The sequence below is a fragment of the Microbacterium sp. Mcb102 genome (assembly GCF_024519805.1).
Taxonomy (GTDB): Bacteria; Actinomycetota; Actinomycetes; order Actinomycetales; family Microbacteriaceae; genus Microbacterium.
In genome coordinates this window covers 235,901-260,113 of sequence record NZ_JALJRG010000001.1, presented here as the reverse complement: position 1 = coordinate 260,113, position 24,213 = coordinate 235,901, and the positions used below count along the sequence as shown (strand labels likewise).

Genomic DNA, 24,213 nt, shown 5'->3' with positions numbered 1-24,213 from the left:
CCCAAAAAATGATTTCCGGGTATAGCAAAGGTGACCGCGTGTCGGGGGCCTTCCTCAGGCCCGAAGCGCCTCGTGCCGCACGACGAGCCAGCCCGCGGGCACCGAGAGCCGATCGGCGTGCGGGGAGCACAGATCATGCGCCTGCGGGTCGTTCGCGGCGCCGAGCGGACCGAGCGCCGCCATCTTGTCCCCATAGTCGTAAGTGAGGGTGGCCACGGCTTCTCGCGCGCAGCCGACCTTCGAGCACAGTCGTCCGTCCATCTCCGCCAGCGTACGGTCGCGCGCATCCGAGCCGGGGATGCCGCGCCGCACACGTCGGCACGGCCTAGACTTTCGACATGCCCCGTCGCCGCACCGCTCACGCCCCCGCCGCACCACGGCGCGGCGCGCGACACGGCCGCCACGGGCGTCTGGGTCGCAGCGAAGTCGTGCGCCCGCCGCTCGCGCCGCTCGACGGCCGTCTCGATCGCTTCGACCTGACCGTGGGCACTGCCGTCGAGTTCCTACGCGGGACGTGGCCAGAGCTGCAGGACGTCAGGTTCGAGATCGGGGCGATTCCCGCATTCGACGCTGCCGATGCGGTACCGCGCTGGTACCTCGATCGGGAGAATCGGCGCATCGTGCTGTTCCGGCTGCCCATCGAGCGGCTCCTGCCCCCGGGGCACGACGACGCTCCGCACCGCCGGATGGCGATCGAGAGCGCCGTGTTCCGGGCCGCCGCGGAGTACGTCGGCCGTGAGCCGTGGGACCTCGGCCACGAGCACTGAGCTCGCGGGGTCTTCACCCCCGGGAACTGATCAGGGGTAGACCGCGATCGCCTTCTCGACACCGGCACTCGGCTGCACCGGCAGCACGGCGAGCGCGCCCGAAGCGGTGAGCGCGACCGCGGCGTGCACCGGGCCCGTCGACTCCATCCGATAGGTCGCACCGGGCTCGACATCGATCCCGGCCGTCGCGCCTGCGGCGATCAGGACTTCCTGGGATGCTCCGCCGTCAAGCGGCTCGATCGTCACCGTGGCGTCCTCATCCGACGAGTTCGCCAGCTGGAGTCGGCCCGGCGGGCCCGACGGCACCGCGAACACCACCTCGCCGTCGACCTCCGGTGCCGGGGTGACCCACGCGAAGTCGGCATCACGGCCGAAGCCGTCCTGCTGGCGCAGCGCGGCCACGACCGGTGCCTCCGAATCGACCTCCACGGTGTAACGGCCGGGTTCGAGACCGCTGAGCGAGACCTGAGCGGGGAGATCGGGTTCGAGCGGAACCGTGAACTCGTCCGCTGCAGAACCGGCACCCTCCGCGACGACCCGGACCTGAACACGTGCGTCCGCGCCGGGCGAGAGCAGGCGCAGAACCGCCATCTCGTCGTCGTCCCCGTCAGAGGCGAACACCTCCACTCCGGTGAGCACCAGCTTCTGCTGCGCGCCGGGCACCGCGTCCTGCAGGTCCATGCCGGCGGGGTCGAGCACCTGGGTGAGCGACGACTGCAGCACCGCACGGACCGGAGCCCCGGTCGCATCGACGCGGACGACGGGCGCGGTGTCGCCGGCGGCGATCGACGTGAGCGGCAGCGCGGTCTGCGTGCGCGCGGGCACGATGACCGTGCGTGCGCTTCTGGTCTCGCCGTAGACCGACAGCGTCACGGTCGAGGGGACCTCCGCGGCATTGGTCAGGGTGACGATGTCCTCGGTGCCGGTGGCGGTGCTCCCGCCGACGAGCCAGGAATTCAGTCGGGGAACTCCACAGGCGGCGGCCGCGAATCCGGAGAGGTCGTCCGTGGCGAGAGTGATCGACTCCGCGGCGGCGATCAACGGTGCTGAGCGTCCTTCCACAGCGCCCGTGAGAACGCGCACCTCGCCCGCGTCGGGAAGATCCTGCACCGTCAGACCCGCCGAGGACGGATCGCCCGACGTTCCGCCAGCCGTGAGGGTCGGCGACCCCGCAGAGCTCAGCGCCAGCGGATCCATGGCGTCCCGTCCGAGCGCGCGCAGGTCGCCGTTGCACACCAGGACGCTGTCTCCGGGGAGCGGCGTGACGTCTACGCGGGCGGCATCATGCCGGATGACCGGCCACGGTGCGTGGACCGCGGCGACGATCCCGACGACGCAGGCGGCGATGACGGCGACTCCGGTGGCGAGGCGAGCACCCGTCGCGGCGACCTTGAATGCACGCGAACCACTCATCGGTCCCCCTCCCCTGTCGTCTCGGCTCTCTCGTCGACGATCCCGTCGGATTCCGCGTCGACGGATTCCGAAGGCTCCTGGGCGATGGGATCGGGCTCGGCGATCGGAACCAGCGCCTCGTCGTTCAGCGCGGCCTCGTCCTGCGGCTCCTCGATCGCTCCGACCGGCGTCTGCTCCTCGAGCGAGACCTGGTCCTCCGCGTGCCGAGGCAGGATCATCGGCTCATCCGGCGCGCGGCCGACGATGCGGGATTGCGCTCGCGCCGCGCGACGCGAAGCCCTGGTCGGGATCGACAGCAGCAGCGCCACGAAGACGGCCAGCAGCTGGATCGTCAACACGAGGCGAGCGGTTCCCTCCTGAGCGGAAGTCAGTGTCGGTGGCGCAGCGATCTCGGCCTCCAGACGCCAGAGCACTCCGCGATCGCTCTCGCCTGCATGAACCAGGCCGGCACGCTGATCGATCGAGGCGACGGCCGCGGTGCGCAGAGCGCGAGCCTTGTCTCCTTCACTCCCGGACAGCTCCGAGAGCAGCACGTAGCTGATCCCCTTCGCAGCCAGCTCGCCCGGAGCATCGAAGTCGCGGGCGGAGAGGAGATCGACGGCGAGCGTCGCGATGTCGTCCCCCTGCGGCTCGACGGCGGTCGAGACCATCGTGGTCTGGGATCCGAGCGTCTCGCTCGCCCCCCAGACCACCTCGACCGCGAGTCCTCCGTCGTTCTGCGGAGTCATCACGAGCGTCGCGAGCGGACGGTCCCCGGCGGCTTGGGCGGCGACGTAGGCGGGCAGCGTCGATTCGGGGCCGTTCGTGAGGACCGACCGACCCAGGTGGAGGGCGCTGAGCGCCGGTACGGCACAGATTCCGAGCGCCACCGCTGCGACGACGGCGGAGAGGACCCGCAGCCTCGGAAGCGTGATGGCGGTGTCCAGCGTGACGAGCGCGGCCCCCACGACCCCGACCCAGGCCAGGCTGAGCCCTGCGCCGGGCCAGATCGCCACTCCGGTGCCCTGCGCGAAGCTCACCGTGATGCCGACCGCGAGGAACGCCGTCGCGAGGCCTGCCAGAGCGACGACGAGCAGTGTGATGCCCGCGCGCCACCGGGGGGCGACGGCCGCGCCGAGGGCGAGCAGGGCCATCGGCGCACACAGCACCGGAGCCCACGCCGCGATCGGCGCGGGAACGAACCACGACCACCCCGCGAGGTCCATGGTGGGGAATCCGGTGGCGAGCGCCAGCCGACCCGCGGCGTCGGCGGACGCCTGTGGTCCCGCCCACACCAGTCCGGGATCGCCCAGGATCGCCAACGGCGTCCCGTGTGCGAGCTGCCAGAAGACGAGTGGAGCGAACAGTGCGGCCGTCGGCACGAGGAGCCACAGCAGACGTCCGGCCCCACGGAACTGCGCGGTGCCGAGCACGATACCCACCGCCACGACCCACAGCAGCGCGAGTGCGGGCGCCAACGACGGAGCGCAGGCGATCACGGCGGCGAGCAGGAGGGAGGCGCTTCCGGCCGCACCCCAGGAGCGGTGCGCCACCACGGCGGAATGGAAGAGCCATGGCAGCAGGAGGTGCACCAGCACGGCGCTCGGGCGGCCGTCGACGAGCGCAGTGAGGAAGGTGGGCGCCAGCGCCCACGCGACACCGGCGAAGATACGAAGCCCCGACCGGTCGGTCACTCGCGTCGCAGCGAACCAGCCTCCGAGGACGGCGAGCGGAAGCGCGAGAATCCACAGCAGCACCATCACGAACGACGGTCCGGCCGGCCACAGAGAGCCGAGCACAGCCACGACCGCGGCGAACGGGTCTGCCGGGCCGACGAGGCCGATCCCCGTGCCGCGAGCGCCCCACGCCGCATCGCTCCAGAGCGCCGAGACGGTCTGACGCAGCGGCAGGAGCGCGCCGCCGCCGAGGGCCGGCCACGCGAGCAGGGTCGTGAAGGAGGCGATGCTCACGACGAGCGCCGCGAGCACGGCCCAGGCACCGCCGCCGGAGAAGAAACGGAGTTCGCTGACGGCACCGCCTTCACTGCCATGCCCGTCATCGAGACGCCGGCGCAGATCGGACGACGTCACCCGCAACGGCGCGATGCCCGCCCAGGTGGAAGAGCGGAAGGCGCGGATGCGCGAGCGGGACCGCGCGACCGCACCGACGCGCAGCATCGCGGTGAGGGCCGCCCCCCACTCGGGGAGCACCGCTTCCGGCCGCTTGCCGACGAGATGCGTGATGGAGCGCCACAGCGCGAGCGGGAGCAGACTGAGCCAGTGCAGCGGCACCGCGCCCGCGGGGGCGTATGCGAGTCGCCGGTGCAACTGCGCCAGCCGGGTGACGTAGGCGCGACGGGATCGGCCGGAGGGCAGCGCGGCGGGACCGCCCGGCGCCGCGGAGACCCGCGCACTCGGTGAGAGCACGAGCCGACCGCCGCCCAGGCGCGCACGGACGCCCAGATCGAGGCCTTCGTCGGCGCCGGCGAGCGCGGGATCGGGTCGCAGCGCGTCGCGGACCTCTCCGCGGATGAGGACGCCGCGCACGTCGGAACCGAGCGCGTCGTCCATGCGGTCGTGCTGTCCCTGGTCGAGTTCCCCTGCCGCGAGTTCGACCGAGCGACCGAACGTCGTCATGCTGACACCGAGTGAGACGATCTCCCGATCGTTGTCGGTCGCGACGAGCTTGGGCGCGACGATCGCCGCGGAGGGCGAACGCTCGAGCGTTCCCCGGAGCCGCTCCAGCGCCCGCGGATGCGGAGCCGTGTCCTGCGCGAGCAGCCAGATCGCGGAGCCTGCGTTCACACGGGGACGCGCGAGCTCCACCGCCTCAGCGAACGAGGTCGTCGTGCGAGCTTCGATGATCCCCTCGACGACGGCCGCGACGGCTTCGCTCTCGCGCAGGGAAGATGCATCGCCGCACATGACGAGCGTCACCGCCTCGGCGGGCGAGGTCTGGGAGCGAACGGCTTCGAGAGTGCGGAGGAGTTGCGCGCGGGACGAGGATCCGGGGCGCGCGACGATGATTGCGTGAACTCGGGCTGGCATGACGTCGTCAGCCTATGCGTGTCAAGACCTGCCCTGGAGCAGTGGACGCGGCGCGCCTGCGAAGCGATGCGGCCGCAGCCCGCGGCGACCGGCTCAGCCGATCAGCTGGCGCGACGCCGATCAGCTGGCGCGACGCTTGAGCTTGCGGCGCTCGCGCTCGGAGAGTCCGCCCCAGATGCCGAAGCGCTCATCGTTGTTGAGCGCGTACTGGAGGCATTCGCCACGCACGTCGCAGGTGGTGCAGATCCGCTTGGCGTCTCTGGTCGATCCGCCCTTCTCCGGGAAGAAGGCCTCAGGATCCGTCTGCGAGCAGAGGGCGTCGGCCTGCCAGGCGAGGGCGTTGTCGTCGTCGGCGGCGTCCGTGCGTCGCACCCCGGGAACACCGAGGTTGATCGGATCGACGAACCAATTCTCCGGTACGTCGGAACGGTATCCCGTCATCTCGATCTCCAACCCTGTCTCCGCCCCCCGGCGGGCCGTGCGCATGACTAATTACACCCGTGTCATTCGCTCCGGTCAAGTCGCGGATCGTAAACCCTCAATACGGTCTTGAAGGTTCATGACGATCCATCGGCGTGTCGCGGCGCGGCGAGCGCGCGGCGTTCAGCGCCCCGGTCCGGCCACGAACGCCTCGCCCTCGCCGGACACGGTGAGCATGCTCTCGTCGCCGCCCGCGAAAGCCACGCTTCCCACGGGGACCTGCACTTCCTCGCCGGACGAAGAGGTGACCGTGATGGCCCCTGCGGTCGCGAGCACCATCGTCGGTCCCGAGACCTCGACCGTGATCGGAGCGCCCTCCACCGTGACCCTGCTGAGCGCGAAGTCGGGTACGGGAACCGGATAGACCGTGACCGCGTCGCCCTCCGCCGGCCGCAGCACCGGGACCTCACCGGGCGTCGGGTCGAGGATCGCCAGCAGCTCGGGGACGTCGATGCGCTTGGGAGTCAGCCCGCCGCGAAGCACGTTGTCGCTCGCCGCCATGATCTCGACGCCGAGACCCGAGAGGTAGGCATGCAGAAGGCCGGCGCGCAGGAACACGCCCTCTCCTCGTCGCAGCACGACATGGTTCATCAGCAGCGCCACGACCACCCCAGGATCGCCCGGGTAGTTCGCCGCCACGCCCGCGATGGCACTCAGCGTCGTGCCCCACTCCCCCGTGTCGGTTCGCTCCGCTGCCCGCACCACCGCGGCGATGATCTCGTCGACCTCTCGCTGCACGTCGCCTCCGAGCAACCACCCGATGGCATCCCGCAGCTCATCGGCTCCGCCCCCGAGACGGGCGCGGAGCTGTGCGACGCCGTCGCTGTCGTCCAGCAGGTCCAGCAGAGCGAGCGTGTCCTTCACCGGGCGCAGGCCGCTCAGCGATTCGAACCGCTCGCTGAGAGCCACGATGAGTTCGGGTTTGTGGTTGTCGTCGCGATAGTTGCGCTGCGGGTCGTCTGCGGCGAGCCCGCTCTCCCTCGCCCAGCCGTCGCGCGCCTGCGCGATCGTCGGATGCACCTGGATCGAGAGCGGCCCGCCCGCGGCGAGCAGCTTCAACAGGTACGGGAGCGTGCCGCCGGTGATCTGATCGAGGGTACCGCCACCCGCGACGTCCGCGGGATCGCCGGGATGATCCCCGAACCACACCTCCGCCTCGGGGGCACCGGTCGGCGTGCGCCCTTCGAGTCCGGCGAGGAGGGAGTCGGATCCCCAGGCGTAGTCGCGGGGTGCGTTCGTGAGGCTCAGCAGCATGCCACCAGCGTAGAGCCGCGCTGCGGCGTTCAGGCACGCGCCGAGCGCGGCGCGGTAGCCTGAACGCGATGGCCCAGTACACCAAGCACCCGGTGACAGCCCCGCCCTCGGCGCCGGAGCGCGAGTCGACGGGGCACCTTCTGCTGCGCGGTTATGTGATCCTCGTGCTCATCGTGACCTTCGCGCACACCGCGGTGTACAACCTCATCGGCATGGAGGGCGCCGCCGTCACCCTCGTCGTCTTCACTCTCGCGACGCTCGGCATCGGTATCCCGATGCTCGCCCGGAACCGCCCGCAGCCGTTCCGCTGGCGTCGCCTGCCGTGGACGGCGATGGGATACGCGACACTCGCCCTGGTCTCGGTCGCGTGGTCCCAATGGCGAGGACCGACGCTGATCACCTGGGTGCTGCTGGCGGCCGTCACCGTGAACGGGCTGTTCATCGCCCACGTGCTCACCTGGCACGAGATCATCCGGGCCCTCTCGTCCGCCTTCAAGTGGATCCTCGGGCTCTCGCTGGCGATCGAGCTGTGGGTCTCACTCGTCCTGCACGGGCCGCTGCTGCCGAACTTCGCGACCGTGCCGGAGGGGGAGATCGACCCGCAGTGGTACTGGGTCAGGGACAACCTCTTCGACGGCGGACGGATCCAGGGCATCGTCGGCAACGCGAACCTGTTGGCGATCATCTCGCTGTTCGCGATCATCACCTTCGGCGTGCTGTTCGCCGCTCGCGCCCGCTGGCGCACGACGCTCGCCCTGTGGATGCTGCTCGCGGCGTACTTCCTCTTGCGTACGTCGTCGGTCACCGCCCTCGCGTGCGCAGCAGCCGCCGCGCTGGTGCTCGTCGTGGCGCTGCTCATGCGCCGTGCCCGCACGCCGGGCGCCCGCACGCGGATCTACGTGACGGCCATCGGCGGCACGGCACTGGCCGCCGCCGTGGTCTGGCTGCTGCGCGAGCCGCTGCTCGGTCTCGTCGGGCGCAGCTCCGACCTCACCGGCCGCTCCGACCTGATCTGGTCGAAGGTGCTCGAGCGGGTGCGGGAGCACCCGCTGTTCGGCAACGGGTTCTCCAGCCCGTGGATCCCGACGGACCCGGCCTTCGACCACTGGATCGTGGATCACGGCATCACCGTGTTCCACGCGCACAACATGTGGCTCGACGTGCTGTTCCAGCTCGGCGTGCTGGGCGTGATCCTGATGGGAATCGCGTACCTGAGCCTGCTGTGGCGCTCCTGGTTCTTCGCGGTCGACCGGCCCCGCTGGGATCTCCACGCCCGACGTCCCTTCTCTCCACTGACCCTGCTTCCGAGCCTGTTCACTGTGGTGCTGCTGGTCCAGGGCTTCTCGGAGTCGACGCCGATCATGCTCTGGGGGTGGATGCTCCTGGTGCTCCTGTCCTTCAAGCTGAAGTCGGTGCCGCTGGTGGGCGTCGGGGAACGCGACCTGGTCTTCGAACGCGGCACGCGGCAACGGCGGGTTCCGTGACACCGGTCCGGCCGTTGGTCCGCCTGCTCGGCTCCGTGGAGCTCGCGCGAGCCTTCACGCTCACGGCGCTCACCGCCATCTTCGGTTCGTACGCGATCGGACGGATGACCTCGACGGTCACCCTGGCCACGATCATCGCGGTGCTGTGCGTGCTCGGCGCCGCGATCCTCTGGGTGCGCCGCGACGAGCTCTCCCCGCTGCGCATCGCTCCCTCGTCGCTTTTCGCCTTCCTGGGCTGGGCGCTGGTGAGCATGGTGTGGACGACGGACCGCTCGGACACGTTCTTCGGATGGATGTCGCTGTTCGGGTACGCATTCCTCGCGATCACCATCGGCCATATCCGCGACACACTGCAGACCGTGCGCGCCATCGGCGACACCCTGCGTGCACTGTTGGCCCTCTCCCTCGGGGTGGAGATCCTCTCCGGCATCCTGCTCGACGTGCCCTTCACCTTCCTCGCGATCCAGGGCGACCTCGCCGCCGGCGGCCCGGTGCAGGGCCTGTTCGGCAGCCGCAACATGCTCGGATTCGTCGCGGTGATCGCCCTGATCACCTTCGTGATCGAGTGGCGGACGCAGTCGGTGAACGCTCCCCTCGCGGTGGTCTCGGTCGGCCTCGCCGGGTCCCTGGCGTTCCTGTCGGCCTCCCCCACCGTGCTCGTGCTCGCGGTGGCGGTCGGCATCGTGACGCTCGCCCTCACCATCGTGCGGCACACGTCGCCGGCGCGGCGAAACCTCGTGCAGTGGATGCTCGGCGTCCTGGTGGCGCTCGCACTGACGATCGCGTTCGCTTTGCGCCATCAGATCATCGCCCTGCTCGATGCCGGATCGGACTTCTCGATGCGCGCGTCGCTCTGGAACACGATCCTCGACTTCGTCGCCCTCAAGCCGATCCAGGGCTGGGGGTGGTTCGGCGACTGGGCGCGCGGCGAGTACCCGTTCACCTACATCAACTTCCAACTCGACGACCATCACCAGAGCGCGCTGAACGCGTTCTTCGACGTGCTGCTCCAGCTCGGGGCCGCAGGGCTGGTGCTCTTCCTGCTCCTCGGCGGGGTCGCACTGATCCGATCCTGGCTGGTCGCGAGCGTCCGGCGGTCCGTGGTCTACGCGTGGACGCCGATCATCCTCGTCACTCTCGCCGTCGACTCGATGTTCGAGAGCTTCACGCTGGTCGGAGCCGGGTGGTTCATGCTCGTGCTGTGTGCGCTGCGCGCAGGGCAGTCGCGCTCCTGGCGCGAGAACATCGACGCTGCCCACACGGGCGCGATCTCGACTCTGCGTTCGCTGGAATAGCCGAGGCAATCGCCCCGCGCGGCGTCAGAGAGTGGCGCGGTGTCAGAGCGTGGCGCGCAGTTTCTGCGCCCAGGCGATCGCGTCGCGGACCCCGTCGTCGACCGACCGTTCGGCGTGCCACTGGAGCACCGCCGCAGCGCGGTCCACGATCGCGAACGCACCGGCCTGATCGCCGGGGCGGCGGTCGGTCTCCGTCACCGGAAGCGGCTCGCCCGTCACCCGCTCGAATGCCGCGACTAGTTCGCGCACCGTCACGCCGTCTCCCGTGCCGAGGTTGATCACCTGGTAGGGGTCGTCCGGCGTGGCGACCTCATCGAACTTCTGCACGGCCGCGACATGCGCGAGAGCGAGGTCCCAGACGTGGATGTAGTCGCGAAGACCGGAGCCGTCGCGGGTCGGCCAATCCGTGCCCGTGATGGTGAAGGCCTCCCCCGCCACGCGCGCCTGCATGATCTTTCCCAGCGCGTGCGACGGCGTCGGGTTCTGCAAGCCCGTCCGCAGCCGCGGGTCGGCACCGATCGGGTTGAAGTAGCGCAGCGCGATCGCGCGGAAGTCCCCCGCCGTCGCGGCGTCATCGAGGATCTGCTCGACCATCGCCTTGGTCTTGGCGTACGGGCTCGACGGCGCGAGCGCGCCGCCCTCGTCCACGCCGTCGCCCGTCTCACCGGCATAGACGGATGCCGAGGAGCTGAACACGATGCGCGGGATGCCGGCGTCGCGCAGACGCCGCAGCAGCGCGATCGTCTTGCCCACGTTGGCGTCGTAGTACCCGAGCGGGTCGGCGACCGACTCCGGCACCACAATGCGGGCAGCACAGTGGATCACGGCGTCGATGTCCGGATGATCCGCGAGCAGCGCCTCCACCACCGACCCGTCGGCGATGTCGCCGACGTAGAGGTTGCGGCCCTCGCCGAAGGATCGAAGCCCCGTGGAGAGGTCGTCGAGGATGACGACGTCGATTCCGGCCTCGATGCATGCCGTCGCGACGGTTGAGCCAATGTAGCCGGCACCGCCGGTGATCAGTACCTTCATCGCGGTCAGTCTACCCAGCGCGTAGGGAGCGGCACAGTACGGCTCTCCGCAGATGCGAAGGTCATCGACGGTAGGCTACTCACTGCTCGTCGAATCCCGCGCTGTCTCTGACGGCGGCCTGCGGCATCAACATCGGAGAACCCCCAGTGGCCCACGTCCTTCAGAACGTCGTCTTCCCACTTGATCGCGACCCCGATCTTCTTCCGCTCTACGCCGACCCCGAGACGTGGTCGGTCATCGAGGACGAACCCGTCCGCGTGTCCAATCGCGCGCACCTGGGCAACATCCTCGGGCGACACCGCGCCCGGATCGTCGCCGGCCGTCGCGTGTCGCTGGGGACGTATTTCAACGCCTTCCCCGCGTCGTACTGGCAGCACTGGACGAGCGTTCGAGAGGTGCAGCTCACGGTGCGCACCACGGGTCCCGCGACCATCCTCGTCTACCGCTCGAACGGGTCTGGCATCCGCCAGCGCGTGGCGACCCGCGAGGTGACGGGCGAGGCTTCGACCTCGTTCGACCTCGACCTCACCCAGTACAGCGACGGCGGCTGGATTTGGTTCGACATCGTGGCCGACGAGAAGCCCGCGGTCCTCGAAGGCGCGGAATGGACGACGCAGCAGGCGCCGACACGCACCGGCAAGGCATCCCTCGGCATCACCACCTACAACAAGCCGGACTACTGCGTGGAGACGCTGCGGGCTCTGGCGTCGTCGCCCGACGCGCTCGAGTTCGTGGATCGCGTTTTCCTCATCGATCAGGGCACACAGCTCGTCGCGGAGCAGGACGGCTACGACGACGTCGCCGCACAGCTCGGTGACACGCTCCAGGTCATCCGACAGGACAACCTCGGCGGCTCCGGCGGCTTCGCGCGGGCGATGCACGAAACCCTGCAGCGCCCGGAGAGTGACTTCGTGCAGCTTCTCGACGATGATGTGCGCCTGGAGCCGGAATCACTGCGCCGATCCATCGTCTTTGGCCAGTACGCGACCAACCCGGTGCTGGTCGGCGGTCACATGTTCGACCTGCTCGACCGCCCGAAGCTGCACGGGTGGGCCGAGGTCGTCGACGAGGGACCCTTCATGTGGCGCAACCTCTACCAGGAGAAGATGCCGCACGACTTCGGGGTGTCGAACCTGCGACAGTCGAGCCTCCTGCACATGCGGATGGACGCCGACTACAACGGCTGGTGGATGTGCCTCATCCCCCTCGACGCGATCCGCAAGGTCGGCCTCTCGCTTCCCGCCTTCATCAAGTGGGACGATGCCGAGTTCTGCCTCCGGGCGGGCGAGGCAGGATTCCCGACCGTGTCGATGCCCGGTGTCGCACTGTGGCACGTGTCGTGGGTGAACAAGGACGACTCGATCGACTGGCAGGCGTACTTCCACGCACGCAACCGCATCGTGGCCGGCCTGCTGCACTCGAACGTCCCGCGCGGCGGGCGTCTGCTCTTGCACAGCCGCCGGGTCGACCTCAAGCACCTCATGATGATGCAGTACTACCCGGTGGCGCTACGGGCTCAGGCACTGCGTGACGTACTCTCCGGCCCCGAGCACATGCGCCACAACCTGGCGACGGCGATGCCGGCGGCCCGCGCTCTCGCCGCCGAGTATCCCGAGACCGTCGTGCACCGCGACCCGACCAAGGTGCTGCACTCGCGCCACGGCCGTCAGGTGTACAAGCAGCTCCCGAAGAACGAATTCGACAGCCCCAAGGGGCTACGGCTCCGGTGGTTCACGCTCAAGACGCTGACCGCTCATTTCCTGCACCGACCGTCGCCGGCGAACATCGCCCAGCCCGAGGTCGAGTTCGGCAAGGAAGACGCGCACTGGTGGCGCGTCCCGGCGTTCGACAGCGCACTGGTGAGTGCCGCCGACGGCTCCGGCAAGAATATCTACACGCGTGATCGCGCGAAGTATCGCCGGATGCTGCGTGACACGGTGAAGCTGCATGCCGAACTCCGTCGGCGGTGGCCGGAGCTGCAGAAGCAGTACCGCGAGGCGCTGCCCGATATCGTCTCTCCCCAATCCTGGCAGCAGATCTTCGAGGAGAAGGCATGACCGCGGCGCCCGCTGCATTCGACCCGGCGGCGGCGACGATCGTCATCGTCACCTTCAACCGCTCTCACCTGCTCTCGGGTCTGCTCACGAGCATCACGGCGATGGACCCCAAGCCCGGCCACGTCGTCATCATCGACAACGCCTCGGCAGACGACACCACCGACGTCGTCGAGTCGTTCCGAGAGGACATCGGCACCGAGATCGTGTATCGACGGCTCGAGAAGAACACCGGCGGCTCCGGCGGCTTCAGTGAAGGCATGCGCACCGCGTACGAGCTCGGCTCCGAGTGGATCTGGATGATGGACGACGACGTCGAGGTCCTCACCGAGGGACTCGCGAAGATGGGCGCCTGGAGCAGCCGGTTCAAGAGCATCCAGGGACGCCGCTTCGACTACGACGGCAGCGAGTTCTACTGGCAGTACCGCATCGCCGAGCGCATGGGCATCCCCATTCCGTTCGCCCCGTCCGGCTTCGACGAGACGGGCTACAAGGAGATGAACAGCGGATGCTTCGAGGGCATGTTCATCCATCGCTCGATCGTGCAGCAGATCGGCCTGCCCGACCCGCGGTTCTTCATCTACTGGGACGACCAGATGTACGGGTGGCTGGCCTCTCGCCTGACGACCGCGGTGATCGTCGACGAGTTCGTGCTGCGGCGCACCCGTGAGATCAAGCAGTGGGACATGGGCATCCGCCACATGAACGCGTCCAGCAACGCGTACCGCTACTACATCATGCGCAACCGTGGATTCATCAAGCAGTACTACCGCTTCCACGGCGTCTACAACCCGGTGCTCTTCGGCCTCGGTACCGCGGCGACGTTCTTCAAGGAACTCATCCGGCTCGTGTTCGTCGAGCGGACCGTGCGCGGCACGAGCAACCTCTTCCGCGGCATCCGTGACGGCGGCAAGGCCGGCCGGGACCGCAGCTGGCAGCCGATGCCGCCGCTGGAGGCGTGACGATGGACGAACCGCAGCCGGAGCTGCGCTGGGCGCCTCTGCCGCCGCAGCCGAAGCGGACCGGACGGATCTGGCTCATCGTCGGTCTTTCCGTCGCCGCCCTCGCGATCGTGGGCCTGCTGCTGTTCTTCCTCCTGCCGCGGGGCGACTCCCCCGCGCCGTCTGAGTCCGCATCGCCGACGCCGTCGGAGTCGACGACTCCGACTCCGACGACGACGCCGACGGCCATGCCGACGACCACCGCCGCTCCCGAGCCGGAGCCGACACCGGCCCTCACGCCTCCCCCGGCGACCGACCCCACCGTCGAGGTGTTCCGGGGGCAGGTGAGCGGGTGGCTGAACTCCGCACCCCGCGGGCTCGACATCATCGCGGGCGCCAGCGGGCAGGACGCCCTCCCCGTCGTCGACACCCTGCAGCAGGACGCGCAGCGACTGTCGGATGCGCAGGCGCCTTCATCCATCGCCTCGAAGTGGTACGACGGTGTGACGGACTACGCCCAGCGTCTCACACAGCTCCAGGCGGCGATCACGAACGATTCCGGTGTCCCCGCTGCCGTGGATGCGGCACGGAAGTCCGTCACCGCCCTCCGGAGCCTGGTGGGTCTCTGAGCGGACCGTCGATCAGCTCGTCGAAGCGCTGATCGCTACACCGCGTAGTCGGCGTTGTAGCGGTCCAGCACCTCGGCGATCGGCGCATCCAGCGCCAGCGCGCCCTTGTCGAGGTAGAGTCCGCGGGTGCAGAACCGTCGGAGATCGCGCTCGTTGTGACTGACGAAGAACAGCGTCCGTCCCTCGGCCAGCAGCTCGTCGATGCGCTTGTAGCACTTGTCGCGGAAGGCCTTGTCGCCGACGGCGAGCACCTCGTCCACCAGCAGGATCGGTTCGTCGAGCTGGGACACGACGGAGAACGCGAGCCGGACCTTCATCCCGTTCGAGAGGTGCTTGTAGGGCGTCTCCTCGAAGCCGGCGAGCTCCGCGAACGCGATGATGTCGTCGTAGCGACGGGATACCTCGTCGCGGGACATCCCGTGCAAGCCGGCCGTCAGCCGCACGTTCTCACGCACGGTGAGGTCGCCCACGAATCCGCCGGTGATCTCGATCAGGGGGGCGACGCCGCCGTTCACCGAGACGGTCCCCTCGTCGGGGAGCAGAACCTTGGCGACCAGGCGGAGCAGCGTGGATTTGCCCTGCCCGTTGCGTCCCACCACGCCGATCGATTCCCCGGGTTGCACGGTGAAGGACACATCACGGAGCGCCCAGAACTCACCGGGACGCGAACGTCGCGAGGAACCGGAGAAGAGGTCCTTGAAACTGCGTCGGCCCCTCCGGTTCCGGCGGAACCGGACTCCGAGACCCTGCACTTCGATCGCCGCCGACATCACAGCTCCTTCAGCACAGGTCGTTCGAGGCTTCGGAAGGTCCACAGACCGAGAGCGAGGATGACGACACACATCACGGCGCTGATGACCACCGGCGCGGTCTGCCACAGGTCGGGGAAGAAACCGACCCGGTAGAGCGTGAAGATGCCCGCGAGCGGGTTGAACGCCCCGATGGTGTCGAAGGGCGCCGGGAGATCACGGAAGCTGTAGATGACCGGCGACGCGTAGAACAGGGCGCGGAGAATCAGCGCGGTGGTGCGCTCGAGATCCGAGTACAGCACGCAGAGCGGGGCGACCAGGAGCCCGAGTCCGACCAGCAGCATGATCTGCAGGAGTACCGCGACCGGGAACCAGAGCAGCATCCAGTTCACATGAGCGCCGCTGAACACGGCGAAGAGGACGAGCACCGGAATCGAGAGCAGGAACTCGATCCCCTTGCTGAGCACGATGCGGTTCACCCAGATCGAGCGCGGGATCGCCGTGGACCGCACGAGCCGCGCATCCTTCTTGAACGCCCGGGTGAAGTCGGACACCGAGGTGTTGAACCACACCCAGGGCAGCAACGCGACGATGAGGAAGACGATGTACGGATCTTCGCCGACGCTCCTGTTGAAGACCTGCGTGAAGACGAACCAGTAGATCGCGCTCATGACGAGCGGATCGAGGATCGACCACAGGTAGCCGAGGGAGCTCGTCGCGTACCGGACCTTCAGGTCGCGGGCGGACAGCAGCCACAACGAATGCAGATAGCGCCGGGGCGTCCCGGGCGCCCCGACAGCAGCGTGACTCACGATGTCGAGTCTAGGAGAGAGTGTTGTTCCAGAGCGACAGCGCCGAGCCGATGGCCATGTGCATGTCGAGGTACTGGTACGTACCGAGCCGGCCGCCGAAATGGACCGCCTTCTCCCCCTTGGCGAGTTCGCGGTAGGCCAGCAGCCCTTCCCGGTCGGCCGGGGTGTTCACCGGGTAGTACGGCTCGTCCTCGCGCTCGGCGAAACGCGAGAACTCGCGCATGATCACCGTCTTGTCCTGCGCGTAGACGTCCTTGCGCTCCGGGTGGAAGTGCTTGAACTCGTGGATGCGGGTGTACGGCACATCCATGTCCGGGTAGTTCATGACGCTCGTGCCCTGGAAGTCGCCCACGTTCAGCACTTCCTGCTCGAAGTCGAGCGTCCGCCAGCTCAGCGCCCCCTCGGTGTAGTCGAAGTAGCGGTCGACCGGTCCGGTGTAGACGACCGGGAGCTGACCGACGGTCGCCGTCTTGCTGAGCGGCTGCGCGTCGTCGAAGTAGTCGACGCCGAGCTTGACCTCGATGTTGGGGTGGTCCGCCATGCGCTCCAGCCACGCGGTGTAGCCGTCGGTGGGAAGGCCCTCCCAGGTGTCGTTGAAGTAGCGGTTGTCGTACGTGTAACGCACGGGCAGGCGGCTGATGATGTCGCCCGAGAGCTTCTGCGGATCGGTCTGCCACTGCTTCGCGGTGTAGTCGCGGAAGAAGGCCTCGAAGAGGGGGCGCCCGACGAGGGCGATGCCCTTCTCCTCGAAGTTCGCGGCCGTCTTGGCATCGAACTCGCCCGCTTGCTCCTTGACCAGTGCACGCGCCTGGTCGGGCGTGTACGCCGACTGGAAGAACTGATTGATCGTGCCGAGGTTAACCGGCATCGGGAAGACCGTGCCCTTGTGCGTCGTGTAGACGCGGTGGACGTAGTTCGTGAAGCTGGTGAAGCGGTTGACGTACTCCCACACCGTCGCGTTCGAGGTGTGGAAGAGGTGCGCACCGTAGCGGTGGACCTCGATGCCGGTCTCGGGCTCCGCCTCGCTGTAGGCGTTGCCGCCGATGTGAGGGCGGCGGTCGATGACGGTTACCTTGCGGCCGGCTTCAGCGGCGCGCTCAGCGATGGTGAGGCCGAAGAAACCCGACCCGACGACGAGAAGATCCATGCCGTCCATCGTATCGGCGTCTGGCTGGGAGCTTCGGCCAGCGCGGTCATCGTGGCGCGTGCGAGCGGAGACTCGATTCGCGGGGCATCGTCAAGGTCGAGGTGATCGGCGTCCATGGCCGCCGAGGGCGGCGTCGGTCACGGACGGCGCCTCGAGCCTCCGATCCACCGTATCGCCGGGGCCACGATCGGCAGAGCGGCGATCGTGCTGCGCAGGGTTCGCCGATAGCGCTGTCGAGCTCCCGCGTCGAATGCGTCGCCCAGGACCGGATCCTCGATTCGGATGGCGCTCGCGATCAGATGGAACGCACGGCTCCGCTGCGCCGCGAGCATCTCCCGCGCGCGCCCGGTCGTGTCATCTTCGGCCCAACGCGACAGCAGCACGTCGTACGACTTCAGCTGCTTCCAGCGCGACTCGAGCGACCAGTACGCACCCCCCGACGCGTCCCGGATGCCCGAGGGCCGATAGGCGTCCTCGGCGACGGTCGGCAGCGCCAGCCACTCGCAGCGCCCGCCGTCGATCAGAAGTCGCATCACGACCTGCACCTGCGGATAGACGAGCGCGTCGACCTCTTCGGCGTCGACGCGCTCCGACAACTCGTCCAAGGCTGGAAGACATTCCTCGACCCGGTACACCAGCCCCGGAGCGTGTGCGGAGGCCGGCAGGAACTCGCTGGGCGAAATGGGACCTGTGCTCGTCCGCCCGCGCGACACACGTGATTCCCGAAGGAACTGTGGCGAGGCGAACACAGGCTTCTCCCGGCGGAGGTACTCGAGCAGAGGCCGCAGGTTCTCCATCAGCACACGGTCATCGTCGGCCGTCAGCATGAGGTACTCCGTCGTGCACTCGCGGAAGAGGCGGGCGAACGTTCCGGCGTACCCGAGGTTCTCGGGATTCTCGAGCACACGGACTCTCTCCGCGATCCCGGAGTCCGCTGAGAGCTTCTCGAAGGTGCCGTCCGTCCCGCCATCGTCGATGACGATGATCTCCACCAGATCGGCGTCCGGATGCGCCAGAATCTCCGTGACCGTCTTCCTGACGTCCTCTGCGCGGTTGTAAGTAGGAATCCCGATGGTCAGAAGCACGGCCAAATCGTATCGCAGAACGCGACGACTCAGCGTTGGCGGCCGGCAGGATACAGCGGGTCTTGAAGCGCGATCTGACGAGCCAGCTCGGTAATCTGCACGTCGTGTGCACGCCGTCGACGCGCCGCTGCGAGGGAGTTGCCGACGAAGACGACCAGGAGGCCGTAGAGCACGAGGTCGGTGCCTCTCCCCACCCCGACACTGGCGGCCAGCACGCTGAGGACCTGCGGGAAGGCGATTGCCACGACCGCCGCCACCAGGAGAAGCAGCAGAGCGATCGTTCTCAGGGCCTGCCCCCGCGCCGATCCGCTCGGCCGGAGGAGAACGAACGCGAAGATGACGAAGGCTCCGATGAGGAGCGCCTTGATGACGAACTGATCCATGGGTCCCTACTTGATGAACAGCTCACTGAGGATGTTGACGGAGTTCCACAGCGACTGGCCTTTCGCTCGCGAATAGTCGGTGTAGACGATCTGCACCGGTTGCTCGTCGTAGCGCAGCCCTGCTCGACCGACCTGCGCGATGATCTCGCTCGCGTGCGCCATCCTGTTCTGCGTGATGGTGATGCGCGACGCAGCGGTACGGTTCAGGGCACGGAGGCCATTGTGCGCATCCGTCAGCTTGACCCCGGTCGAGAACCGCTCGAAAAAGACCGCCGTGCGCAGAACGACGCGCTTGAGCCAGCCGAGTTCGGTCCGCTTGTCCAGGAAGCGGGAGCCGATGATGATGTCGAGTGGCTCGGAGCGCAGCCGCTCGACCATACGCGTCGCATCATCGACCCGATGCTGACCATCTGCGTCGAAGGTGACGAAATACTCCGCTCCCGGTTGCGACAACGCGAACTGCAACCCCGTTTGGAGCGCGGCTCCCTGTCCTAGATTGATCGGGTGTCGGACCACGATCGCACCGCCGGCGAGCGCACGAGCGGCAGATTCGTCTGCGCTCCCGTCGTCGACGCACACGATGTTGGGGAAGCGCTCGCGCGCAGAACGGACGACGTCTTCGATGACCTCAGCTTCGTTGTACAGCGCGACCACGAGCCAGGTGTCGTCGAAGGATTGGGGGGTGTGGGTGCTCATCTCTTTCCCCGATCCTACCCTCTCGTTGCCGGGCGCCCCGGCTACGAGTAGCGCCGCTCGGCGTCGAGAGCGCGGTAGTGTTCTTCGTCACGGTGACTGAACACCCGCGCCGGGTGCCCCCCGGCGATGGCCATCTCCGGGATGTCCGACACCACGACGCTTCCCGCCTGGATGATCGCGCCGTCCCCGATCGTCACGCCGCCCAGGACTATCACCCTCGCACCGAACCAGACGTTTCGGCCGATGCTCACCGGGCGTTGAACAACAGTAGCGTCGTACGGCAGGGCGCCGCCCTCATAGTTGTGCATGTCGCTCATGATGATGCACTCGGGTCCGGAGTGGAAGTTGTCACCGATGTCCACGCGGCCACTGCCACGAACCGACATGCCGTTGAAGTGGACATTGTTCCCGAGGTGGGTGTGCGGTGAGAAGTTGCTCCGCGCATTCACACGGACGTTCGTTCCGCGGTCGGCGATCCAGCGGGTCGTCTTCCACGTCCAATAGCGCGTGCGCAACAGCCGCTGCAACAACCTCCACCGTCGTACCAGCTCTCCCACGCGAACCCGGCTCCCTGCTTCTCAGCGCGGGCGTGAAAGTACCCGTCGGAGGACCACGACCCGCGCTCTGCTTGCTGAGAGCCTACCGCTTCGAGTGCAGGATGAGAGGCACTCGGGCATCGTGGCTAGAGTCGTTCGTGGAGACCAGACAGCCAAGAGGAGAAACGTGCACTCGATGGACCCCGCAGCGATTCGCTGGTGCCTGCTGCCGAAGCTCGACCTCGCGGCGACGTGGCCCGCCGGATCACACGGACGGCCTTTCGCCGCTCGCATCGCGCGGCCCTGGCAGCGACTGAAGGTGACCCGGTACGGCCGCAACCTCGTGGTCACGACGACTCACAACCAGGCGCGCACTCTCGCGCCCGTGTTCGCCGGGCAGCCGGGCCTCGACGTCCGGCTGGAGTCATACCGCGCATGGGGGGCGAGCATGCTCAGCTCCCGGCGGGCCGCTCGCACCGTCACCGAGTGGGGCTCGCGGATCCTCGAGGAGATCGGCCGTGACGATGCGATCGGCTCGTGGCGCAACCAGGTCGCGTTGACGACCTATCGACTGTCCTCCTACCTTGCCGCGGATCTCACCGGGTTCGACGCCCTGGTCGTCGCGACGCAGCATGAGCCGTCGGTACGCAGTCTGGTCTTCGCCGCGCAGAGTCAAGGCGTGCCTGTCGTCTATGTTCCGCATGCTCCGGCGGGAGACAACCCTCAGTACAGCGACCTCCCGACAGCTTTCGCCGCGCTTCGCGGAGTGGCCGAGGCCGCCCACTACGTCACGCAGTACGGCGTCGACCGGTCTGCGCTCGATGTCGCCGGGAACCCCTCGACGAACATCCTCGATCGCGGACTGCCCACCCTCGCCACCGATCGTCCCGGAGTCCTGGCGCTGTCCCCGAACCCGCCGGCCATGATCCGCCGCATCATCGACCTGGTTGCGGCGGCCGACGTGGGGCGCCTCGTCGTCGCGCCGCACCCTCGCTCGGACCGCTCGTCGCTGTCGCAGATGCTGCCTCACGACTGGACCCTCAGCGCCCAGCCGACGGTGGAGCTGCTCCTGGGCGGCGCGCCCTTCATGATCCAGCATGCGAGCGGCGTGGCCTGGGAGGCGTCCGCACTGGGTATCCCGGCGGCGAAGCTGCGCCTGGCCGGCGAACCATCCCACTACCCGTTCCTCGCGAACGACAGCATCTATCCGCCGCTGGAGGACGCCGAAGATATCCGACGCTTCGTCGCCGACGCACCCGGTATGGATCGGCACGCGCTCCGCGACTACGCGCTCGACTGGTGCGAGGTGGACGGAGATGACGCCGCAGGCCGAATCCGCGGATTGCTCGCGTCGATCTCGGCTGGCGAACGTACACCATCGGGCGTCCGCATCCTCGACGGCTGGTGCGAGCCGACGGGCGTCTCGGTGCGTGCGTCCTGGCTGCCTTCAGTCACCGGGTGACGAGCGTGAGCTGATTCTCCCGCCTGTCGTGCACCGGATGGGCGGCGTCAGCCAAGCTGCTGATAGATCTCGCGATACGAACTGCGACGCTCCTCAGGCGAGAACCTCTGCCTGGCGTAGTCATAGATCTGTGAAGGCGTCCAGCGGTCGGGGTCTCCCAGGAGGTCGGCAACCGCACCGGCGAGCGAAAGCCCCGTACGCTCTTCGACGACGCGAGAGGCCTCGTCGGGCAGGAAAGCCAGGTGACCTCCGCTACCGCTCGCGATGACGGAGAGACCGTGCCCGAGTGCTTCCGCGTAAGCGATCCCGAAAGTCTCGTACTCGCTCGCCATCACGAAAAGATGCGCCCTCGGGAGCACGGCGGCCAGGGCCTCCGGCGAAACATGGCCGAGGAGACGCATGTGATCGCTGACGCCCAGCTCCGCCGCCCGCGTTTCGACCGCGTCATGCAGTCGACCAACGCCTGCCCATTCGAAACGGGCGTCGAACCCACGAGATCGGAGAGCCGCGAGCGCTTCGACGGCCTGGATCGGCCCCTTCCACGGCACCAGACCCCCCACCGCCACCATTCGCAGCGGACCCCCCGAGCTCGCGTCCCATTGCTCGGCGATGCGGTCGGGCTCTGCGATCCGAACGAAGTTCTCGATCACCGGCACCGGCTCGCGCCTGATGGCCTCGATGATCTGGGCTAATCGGTGTCCGACAGCGACGACCGTGTCAGGACGACGAAGACCTCTGCGCAGCACTGCATGGCCGACCCGCCCGCGCACGGTGGTCGGCTCTTTCAGCAGTCCCGACCAATGCTCGGTGTGCACCCAGGGCTTGGGCAACGACGCGAGCTGAACCGGTAGCAGCGCAGGAAAAGCCATCGTGTGCACGACATCCGCACCCGCTGCCAACCGACGCAGCGTCCGCAGCGCACGCGGAATCGTCCAGGGACGGGTGTAGTGGTAGGGGATGCGCACGACATGAATGCCGGGAGATGCGTCCCATTCGCCGGCGTCGCCGCCCAACGACGGGTCGTGGAGATGAAGGACCGTGACCTCATGATCGAGCGCGAGCATCTCAGCGTCGCGAAGATTGAAGAGGCCGAGGCCCGGTCGGACTTCGCTCGGGAACCACGGGGTGACGGCCAGCACTCTCACAGGTCGATCCTAGGCGACGTGGTGGGTGAGATCGTCTGCGACCTGTTGCGCGCGCGCTTCCCAGGAATGCGACTCCCGCAACACCCGCACCCGCTCCTGCATCGCATGCAGTTCCTCCGGATCAGCATCCAACCGATCCAGAAGCTCCGCCAACGACTCCGCCCGATACGGCACCGCCCAGCCGATCCCATGCTCCGTCACGAAATCGCCGACCAACGTCCCCTCGGTCGCCACGACCGGCTTACCCCGCCCCACGTACTCGAACAACTTGAACGGCAACACGAAATCGCGATACGCGACCGGCTCCATGAACAGCACCCCGAGATGCGCATCCGCATACAACTCGTCCAGCTGCTCCCCCGACCGATGCACCACCTGCGACTCCGGCCCCCTCACACTCGCGTACCCGGCCTCGACATCCCGCCACTCCGACTCACGCGTACACACCACCAGACGCGCATCAGCGGCCAGACCCACACCCCGAAAAGCCTCATGCATCCGGTAATAGGCATCACCGATGCCGCCCACATACAACAACGACACCGGACCGGAAACAGGCGACCCCACCTCCACCCGCTCCGCCCCCGGAGGCAACGTCCGCACCTGACCCCGATTCGCCACCGGCAAATGCTCCGCCATCCTCAAAGACTGCAGATACAACACATCCACCGCGGAACGATAACCCCGCAGATCCGCACGATAGAGGGTCTTGGTCGCAGTGGAAAGGAGGCGTCCGACGTTCTGCACATACTCGGGGAAACGCCAGTAGACGTCCCGGTAGTACAGACCGACCCGCATCCCGCGAGTGCGGCACCATCGCAGAAAACGCTCGTCCATGAACGGACGAAGCGGAATATGGCGCGGGTCGGTCAGCGCCGAGGGCATCGTGGAGGATTCGCTGTACACGAATGCCGGCTGGTCCCCCGCACGAATCCTGCGTTTGACCTCCGCGATGCGCCGCCGTCTTTCGCGTGAGTAGCCCGAGACGACCAACACCTCGAAACCGATGGCTTCGAAGGCCTGCTTCATGCGGACTGGTCGGATACCGCTCGCACTCGTGGCACCGGGGTTCAACGGATACGGGACGTGGAAGATCATCAGCGGAGACATCAGCGGGCCCGTCCCGTCGTTCCCCCGGCCGGGTGGGTGAGATCGTCTGCGACCTGTTGCGCGCGCGCTTCCCAGGAATGCGACTCCCGCAACACCCGCACCCGCTCCTGCATCGCATGCAGTTCCTCCGGATCAGCATCCAACCGATCCAGAAGCTCCGCCAACGACTCCGCCCGATACGGCACCGCCCAGCCGATCCCATGCTCCGTCACGAAATCGCCGACCAACGTCCCCTCGGTCGCCACGACCGGCTTACCCCGCCCCACGTACTCGAACAACTTGAACGGCAACACGAAATCGCGATACGCGACCGGCTCCATGAACAGCACCCCGAGATGCGCATCCGCATACAACTCGTCCAGCTGCTCCCCCGACCGATGCACCACCTGCGACTCCGGCCCCCTCACACTCGCGTACCCGGCCTCGACATCCCGCCACTCCGACTCACGCGTACACACCACCAGACGCGCATCAGCGGCCAGACCCACACCCCGAAAAGCCTCATGCATCCGGTAATAGGCATCACCGATGCCGCCCACATACAACAACGACACCGGACCGGAAACAGGCGACCCCACCTCCACCCGCTCCGCCCCCGGAGGCAACGTCCGCACCTGACCCCGATTCGCCACCGGCAAATGCTCCGCCATCCTCAAAGACTGCAGATACAACACATCCACCGCGGAACGATAACCCCGCAGATCCGCACGATA

General features: G+C 67.9%; 23 protein-coding genes. 7 read left to right on the top strand and 16 right to left on the bottom strand.

Features of this window, described 5'->3' with window-relative positions; all coding sequences use genetic code 11:
* Positions 1-54: 54 nt before the first annotated feature.
* The gene (locus tag OC372_RS01230) at positions 55-261 is read right to left on the bottom strand and encodes a DUF3499 family protein (RefSeq protein WP_029261978.1); all 207 of its coding nucleotides are present in this window, start codon (positions 259-261) and stop codon (positions 55-57) included.
* Positions 262-338: 77 nt separating this feature from the next.
* Between OC372_RS01230 and OC372_RS01225 the strand changes: the two genes are divergently transcribed.
* Positions 339-767 (top strand): hypothetical protein, encoded by a 429-nt coding sequence (locus OC372_RS01225; protein ID WP_231481666.1) that lies wholly within the window; start codon positions 339-341, stop codon positions 765-767.
* Between the two features lie 30 nt (positions 768-797).
* On the opposite strand, the gene OC372_RS01220 is transcribed toward OC372_RS01225, so the two are convergent.
* The 4 genes from OC372_RS01220 to manA all read right to left on the bottom strand — a co-directional run bounded on the left by OC372_RS01220 (position 798) and on the right by manA (position 6,940).
* On the bottom strand, positions 798-2,180 hold the full coding sequence (locus tag OC372_RS01220; RefSeq protein WP_262000705.1) for a DUF5719 family protein: 1,383 nt from the start codon (positions 2,178-2,180) through the stop codon (positions 798-800).
* Entirely contained in the window at positions 2,177-5,206 is a 3,030-nt protein-coding gene (locus OC372_RS01215) for a glycosyltransferase (protein WP_262000704.1), read from the bottom strand. The genes OC372_RS01220 and OC372_RS01215 overlap by 4 nt, the downstream gene beginning before the upstream one ends.
* Before the next feature lie 120 nt (positions 5,207-5,326).
* Positions 5,327-5,647, bottom strand: a complete 321-nt coding sequence (locus OC372_RS01210; RefSeq protein WP_262000703.1) for a WhiB family transcriptional regulator — start codon at positions 5,645-5,647, stop codon at positions 5,327-5,329.
* A gap of 162 nt (positions 5,648-5,809) precedes the next feature.
* A complete protein-coding gene (gene manA / locus OC372_RS01205) occupies positions 5,810-6,940 on the bottom strand; it encodes a mannose-6-phosphate isomerase, class I (protein WP_262000702.1) in 1,131 nt (376 codons plus the stop codon).
* 68 nt (positions 6,941-7,008) lie between these two features.
* On the opposite strand from manA, the gene OC372_RS01200 reads away from it, so the two are divergent.
* Together OC372_RS01200 and OC372_RS01195 are read left to right on the top strand one after the other, a co-directional pair.
* On the top strand, positions 7,009-8,424 hold the full coding sequence (locus OC372_RS01200; RefSeq protein ID WP_262000701.1) for an O-antigen ligase family protein: 1,416 nt from the start codon (positions 7,009-7,011) through the stop codon (positions 8,422-8,424).
* Complete coding sequence (locus OC372_RS01195) at positions 8,421-9,719, top strand: O-antigen ligase family protein (RefSeq protein ID WP_029261985.1); 1,299 nt, start codon at positions 8,421-8,423, stop codon at positions 9,717-9,719. Before OC372_RS01200 ends, OC372_RS01195 begins: the two co-directional genes overlap by 4 nt.
* Before the next feature lie 42 nt (positions 9,720-9,761).
* Here the strand turns inward: OC372_RS01195 and galE are convergent, their stop codons facing one another.
* Positions 9,762-10,751, bottom strand: coding sequence for a UDP-glucose 4-epimerase GalE (gene galE, locus OC372_RS01190; RefSeq protein WP_262000700.1), 990 nt, complete (start codon positions 10,749-10,751; stop codon positions 9,762-9,764).
* 146 nt (positions 10,752-10,897) lie between these two features.
* Here galE and OC372_RS01185 point away from each other — a divergent pair, with 146 nt between their 5' ends.
* The 3 genes from OC372_RS01185 to OC372_RS01175 are packed head-to-tail and all read left to right on the top strand — an operon-like array spanning position 10,898 to position 14,375.
* Positions 10,898-12,808: a glycosyltransferase gene (locus OC372_RS01185; RefSeq protein ID WP_262000699.1), complete on the top strand. Its 1,911-nt coding sequence runs from the start codon at positions 10,898-10,900 to the stop codon at positions 12,806-12,808.
* A complete protein-coding gene (locus tag OC372_RS01180) occupies positions 12,805-13,767 on the top strand; it encodes a glycosyltransferase (RefSeq protein ID WP_262000698.1) in 963 nt (320 codons plus the stop codon). Before OC372_RS01185 ends, OC372_RS01180 begins: the two co-directional genes overlap by 4 nt.
* A 2-nt stretch (positions 13,768-13,769) precedes the next feature.
* The gene (locus OC372_RS01175) at positions 13,770-14,375 is read left to right on the top strand and encodes a hypothetical protein (RefSeq protein ID WP_262000697.1); all 606 of its coding nucleotides are present in this window, start codon (positions 13,770-13,772) and stop codon (positions 14,373-14,375) included.
* A gap of 35 nt (positions 14,376-14,410) precedes the next feature.
* On the opposite strand, the gene OC372_RS01170 is transcribed toward OC372_RS01175, so the two are convergent.
* The 7 genes from OC372_RS01170 to OC372_RS01140 form a co-directional block, all read right to left on the bottom strand.
* Positions 14,411-15,145 (bottom strand): ABC transporter ATP-binding protein, encoded by a 735-nt coding sequence (locus OC372_RS01170; protein ID WP_029261990.1) that lies wholly within the window; start codon positions 15,143-15,145, stop codon positions 14,411-14,413.
* On the bottom strand, positions 15,145-15,936 hold the full coding sequence (locus OC372_RS01165; protein ID WP_262000696.1) for an ABC transporter permease: 792 nt from the start codon (positions 15,934-15,936) through the stop codon (positions 15,145-15,147). The genes OC372_RS01170 and OC372_RS01165 overlap by 1 nt, the downstream gene beginning before the upstream one ends.
* A gap of 10 nt (positions 15,937-15,946) precedes the next feature.
* A complete protein-coding gene (gene glf / locus OC372_RS01160; protein WP_262000695.1) occupies positions 15,947-17,083 on the bottom strand; it encodes a UDP-galactopyranose mutase in 1,137 nt (378 codons plus the stop codon).
* Between the two features lie 137 nt (positions 17,084-17,220).
* On the bottom strand, positions 17,221-18,168 hold the full coding sequence (locus OC372_RS01155) for a glycosyltransferase family 2 protein (protein WP_262000694.1): 948 nt from the start codon (positions 18,166-18,168) through the stop codon (positions 17,221-17,223).
* 29 nt (positions 18,169-18,197) lie between these two features.
* A complete protein-coding gene (locus OC372_RS01150) occupies positions 18,198-18,551 on the bottom strand; it encodes a DUF2304 domain-containing protein (protein WP_262000693.1) in 354 nt (117 codons plus the stop codon).
* A gap of 6 nt (positions 18,552-18,557) precedes the next feature.
* Positions 18,558-19,247: a glycosyltransferase family 2 protein gene (locus tag OC372_RS01145; RefSeq protein ID WP_262000692.1), complete on the bottom strand. Its 690-nt coding sequence runs from the start codon at positions 19,245-19,247 to the stop codon at positions 18,558-18,560.
* A 41-nt stretch (positions 19,248-19,288) separates the two neighbouring features.
* Positions 19,289-19,762, bottom strand: coding sequence for an acyltransferase (locus OC372_RS01140; RefSeq protein ID WP_262000691.1), 474 nt, complete (start codon positions 19,760-19,762; stop codon positions 19,289-19,291).
* A 217-nt stretch (positions 19,763-19,979) separates the two neighbouring features.
* On the opposite strand from OC372_RS01140, the gene OC372_RS01135 reads away from it, so the two are divergent.
* Positions 19,980-21,245, top strand: coding sequence for a hypothetical protein (locus tag OC372_RS01135; RefSeq protein WP_262000690.1), 1,266 nt, complete (start codon positions 19,980-19,982; stop codon positions 21,243-21,245).
* Positions 21,246-21,292: 47 nt separating this feature from the next.
* Here the strand turns inward: OC372_RS01135 and OC372_RS01130 are convergent, their stop codons facing one another.
* From OC372_RS01130 to OC372_RS01120, 3 genes are all read right to left on the bottom strand, one after another.
* Entirely contained in the window at positions 21,293-22,309 is a 1,017-nt protein-coding gene (locus OC372_RS01130) for a glycosyltransferase family 4 protein (protein WP_262001218.1), read from the bottom strand.
* 90 nt (positions 22,310-22,399) lie between these two features.
* Positions 22,400-23,419 (bottom strand): glycosyltransferase, encoded by a 1,020-nt coding sequence (locus tag OC372_RS01125; protein ID WP_262000689.1) that lies wholly within the window; start codon positions 23,417-23,419, stop codon positions 22,400-22,402.
* A gap of 80 nt (positions 23,420-23,499) precedes the next feature.
* Positions 23,500-24,213 (bottom strand): glycosyltransferase (locus tag OC372_RS01120; protein ID WP_262000688.1); only part of this gene is annotated, 714 nt, incomplete at its 5' end.

Bases quoted from the DNA above. Each gene is read 5' to 3' on its own strand.
- OC372_RS01230 (WP_029261978.1), bottom strand. From the start codon at position 261: ATGGACGGACGACTGTGCTCGAAGGTCGGCTGCGCGCGAGAAGCCGTG.
- OC372_RS01225 (WP_231481666.1), top strand. From the start codon at position 339: ATGCCCCGTCGCCGCACCGCTCACGCCCCCGCCGCACCACGGCGCGGC.
- OC372_RS01220 (WP_262000705.1), bottom strand. From the start codon at position 2,180: ATGAGTGGTTCGCGTGCATTCAAGGTCGCCGCGACGGGTGCTCGCCTC.
- OC372_RS01215 (WP_262000704.1), bottom strand. From the start codon at position 5,206: ATGCCAGCCCGAGTTCACGCAATCATCGTCGCGCGCCCCGGATCCTCG.
- OC372_RS01210 (WP_262000703.1), bottom strand. From the start codon at position 5,647: ATGACGGGATACCGTTCCGACGTACCGGAGAATTGGTTCGTCGATCCG.
- manA (WP_262000702.1), bottom strand. From the start codon at position 6,940: ATGCTGCTGAGCCTCACGAACGCACCCCGCGACTACGCCTGGGGATCC.
- OC372_RS01200 (WP_262000701.1), top strand. From the start codon at position 7,009: ATGGCCCAGTACACCAAGCACCCGGTGACAGCCCCGCCCTCGGCGCCG.
- galE (WP_262000700.1), bottom strand. From the start codon at position 10,751: ATGAAGGTACTGATCACCGGCGGTGCCGGCTACATTGGCTCAACCGTC.
- OC372_RS01180 (WP_262000698.1), top strand. From the start codon at position 12,805: ATGACCGCGGCGCCCGCTGCATTCGACCCGGCGGCGGCGACGATCGTC.
- OC372_RS01175 (WP_262000697.1), top strand. From the start codon at position 13,770: ATGGACGAACCGCAGCCGGAGCTGCGCTGGGCGCCTCTGCCGCCGCAG.
- OC372_RS01170 (WP_029261990.1), bottom strand. From the start codon at position 15,145: ATGTCGGCGGCGATCGAAGTGCAGGGTCTCGGAGTCCGGTTCCGCCGG.
- glf (WP_262000695.1), bottom strand. From the start codon at position 17,083: ATGGATCTTCTCGTCGTCGGGTCGGGTTTCTTCGGCCTCACCATCGCT.
- OC372_RS01150 (WP_262000693.1), bottom strand. From the start codon at position 18,551: ATGGATCAGTTCGTCATCAAGGCGCTCCTCATCGGAGCCTTCGTCATC.
- OC372_RS01145 (WP_262000692.1), bottom strand. From the start codon at position 19,247: ATGAGCACCCACACCCCCCAATCCTTCGACGACACCTGGCTCGTGGTC.
- OC372_RS01135 (WP_262000690.1), top strand. From the start codon at position 19,980: ATGGACCCCGCAGCGATTCGCTGGTGCCTGCTGCCGAAGCTCGACCTC.
- OC372_RS01130 (WP_262001218.1), bottom strand. From the start codon at position 22,309: ATGCTCGCGCTCGATCATGAGGTCACGGTCCTTCATCTCCACGACCCG.
- OC372_RS01125 (WP_262000689.1), bottom strand. From the start codon at position 23,419: ATGAAGCAGGCCTTCGAAGCCATCGGTTTCGAGGTGTTGGTCGTCTCG.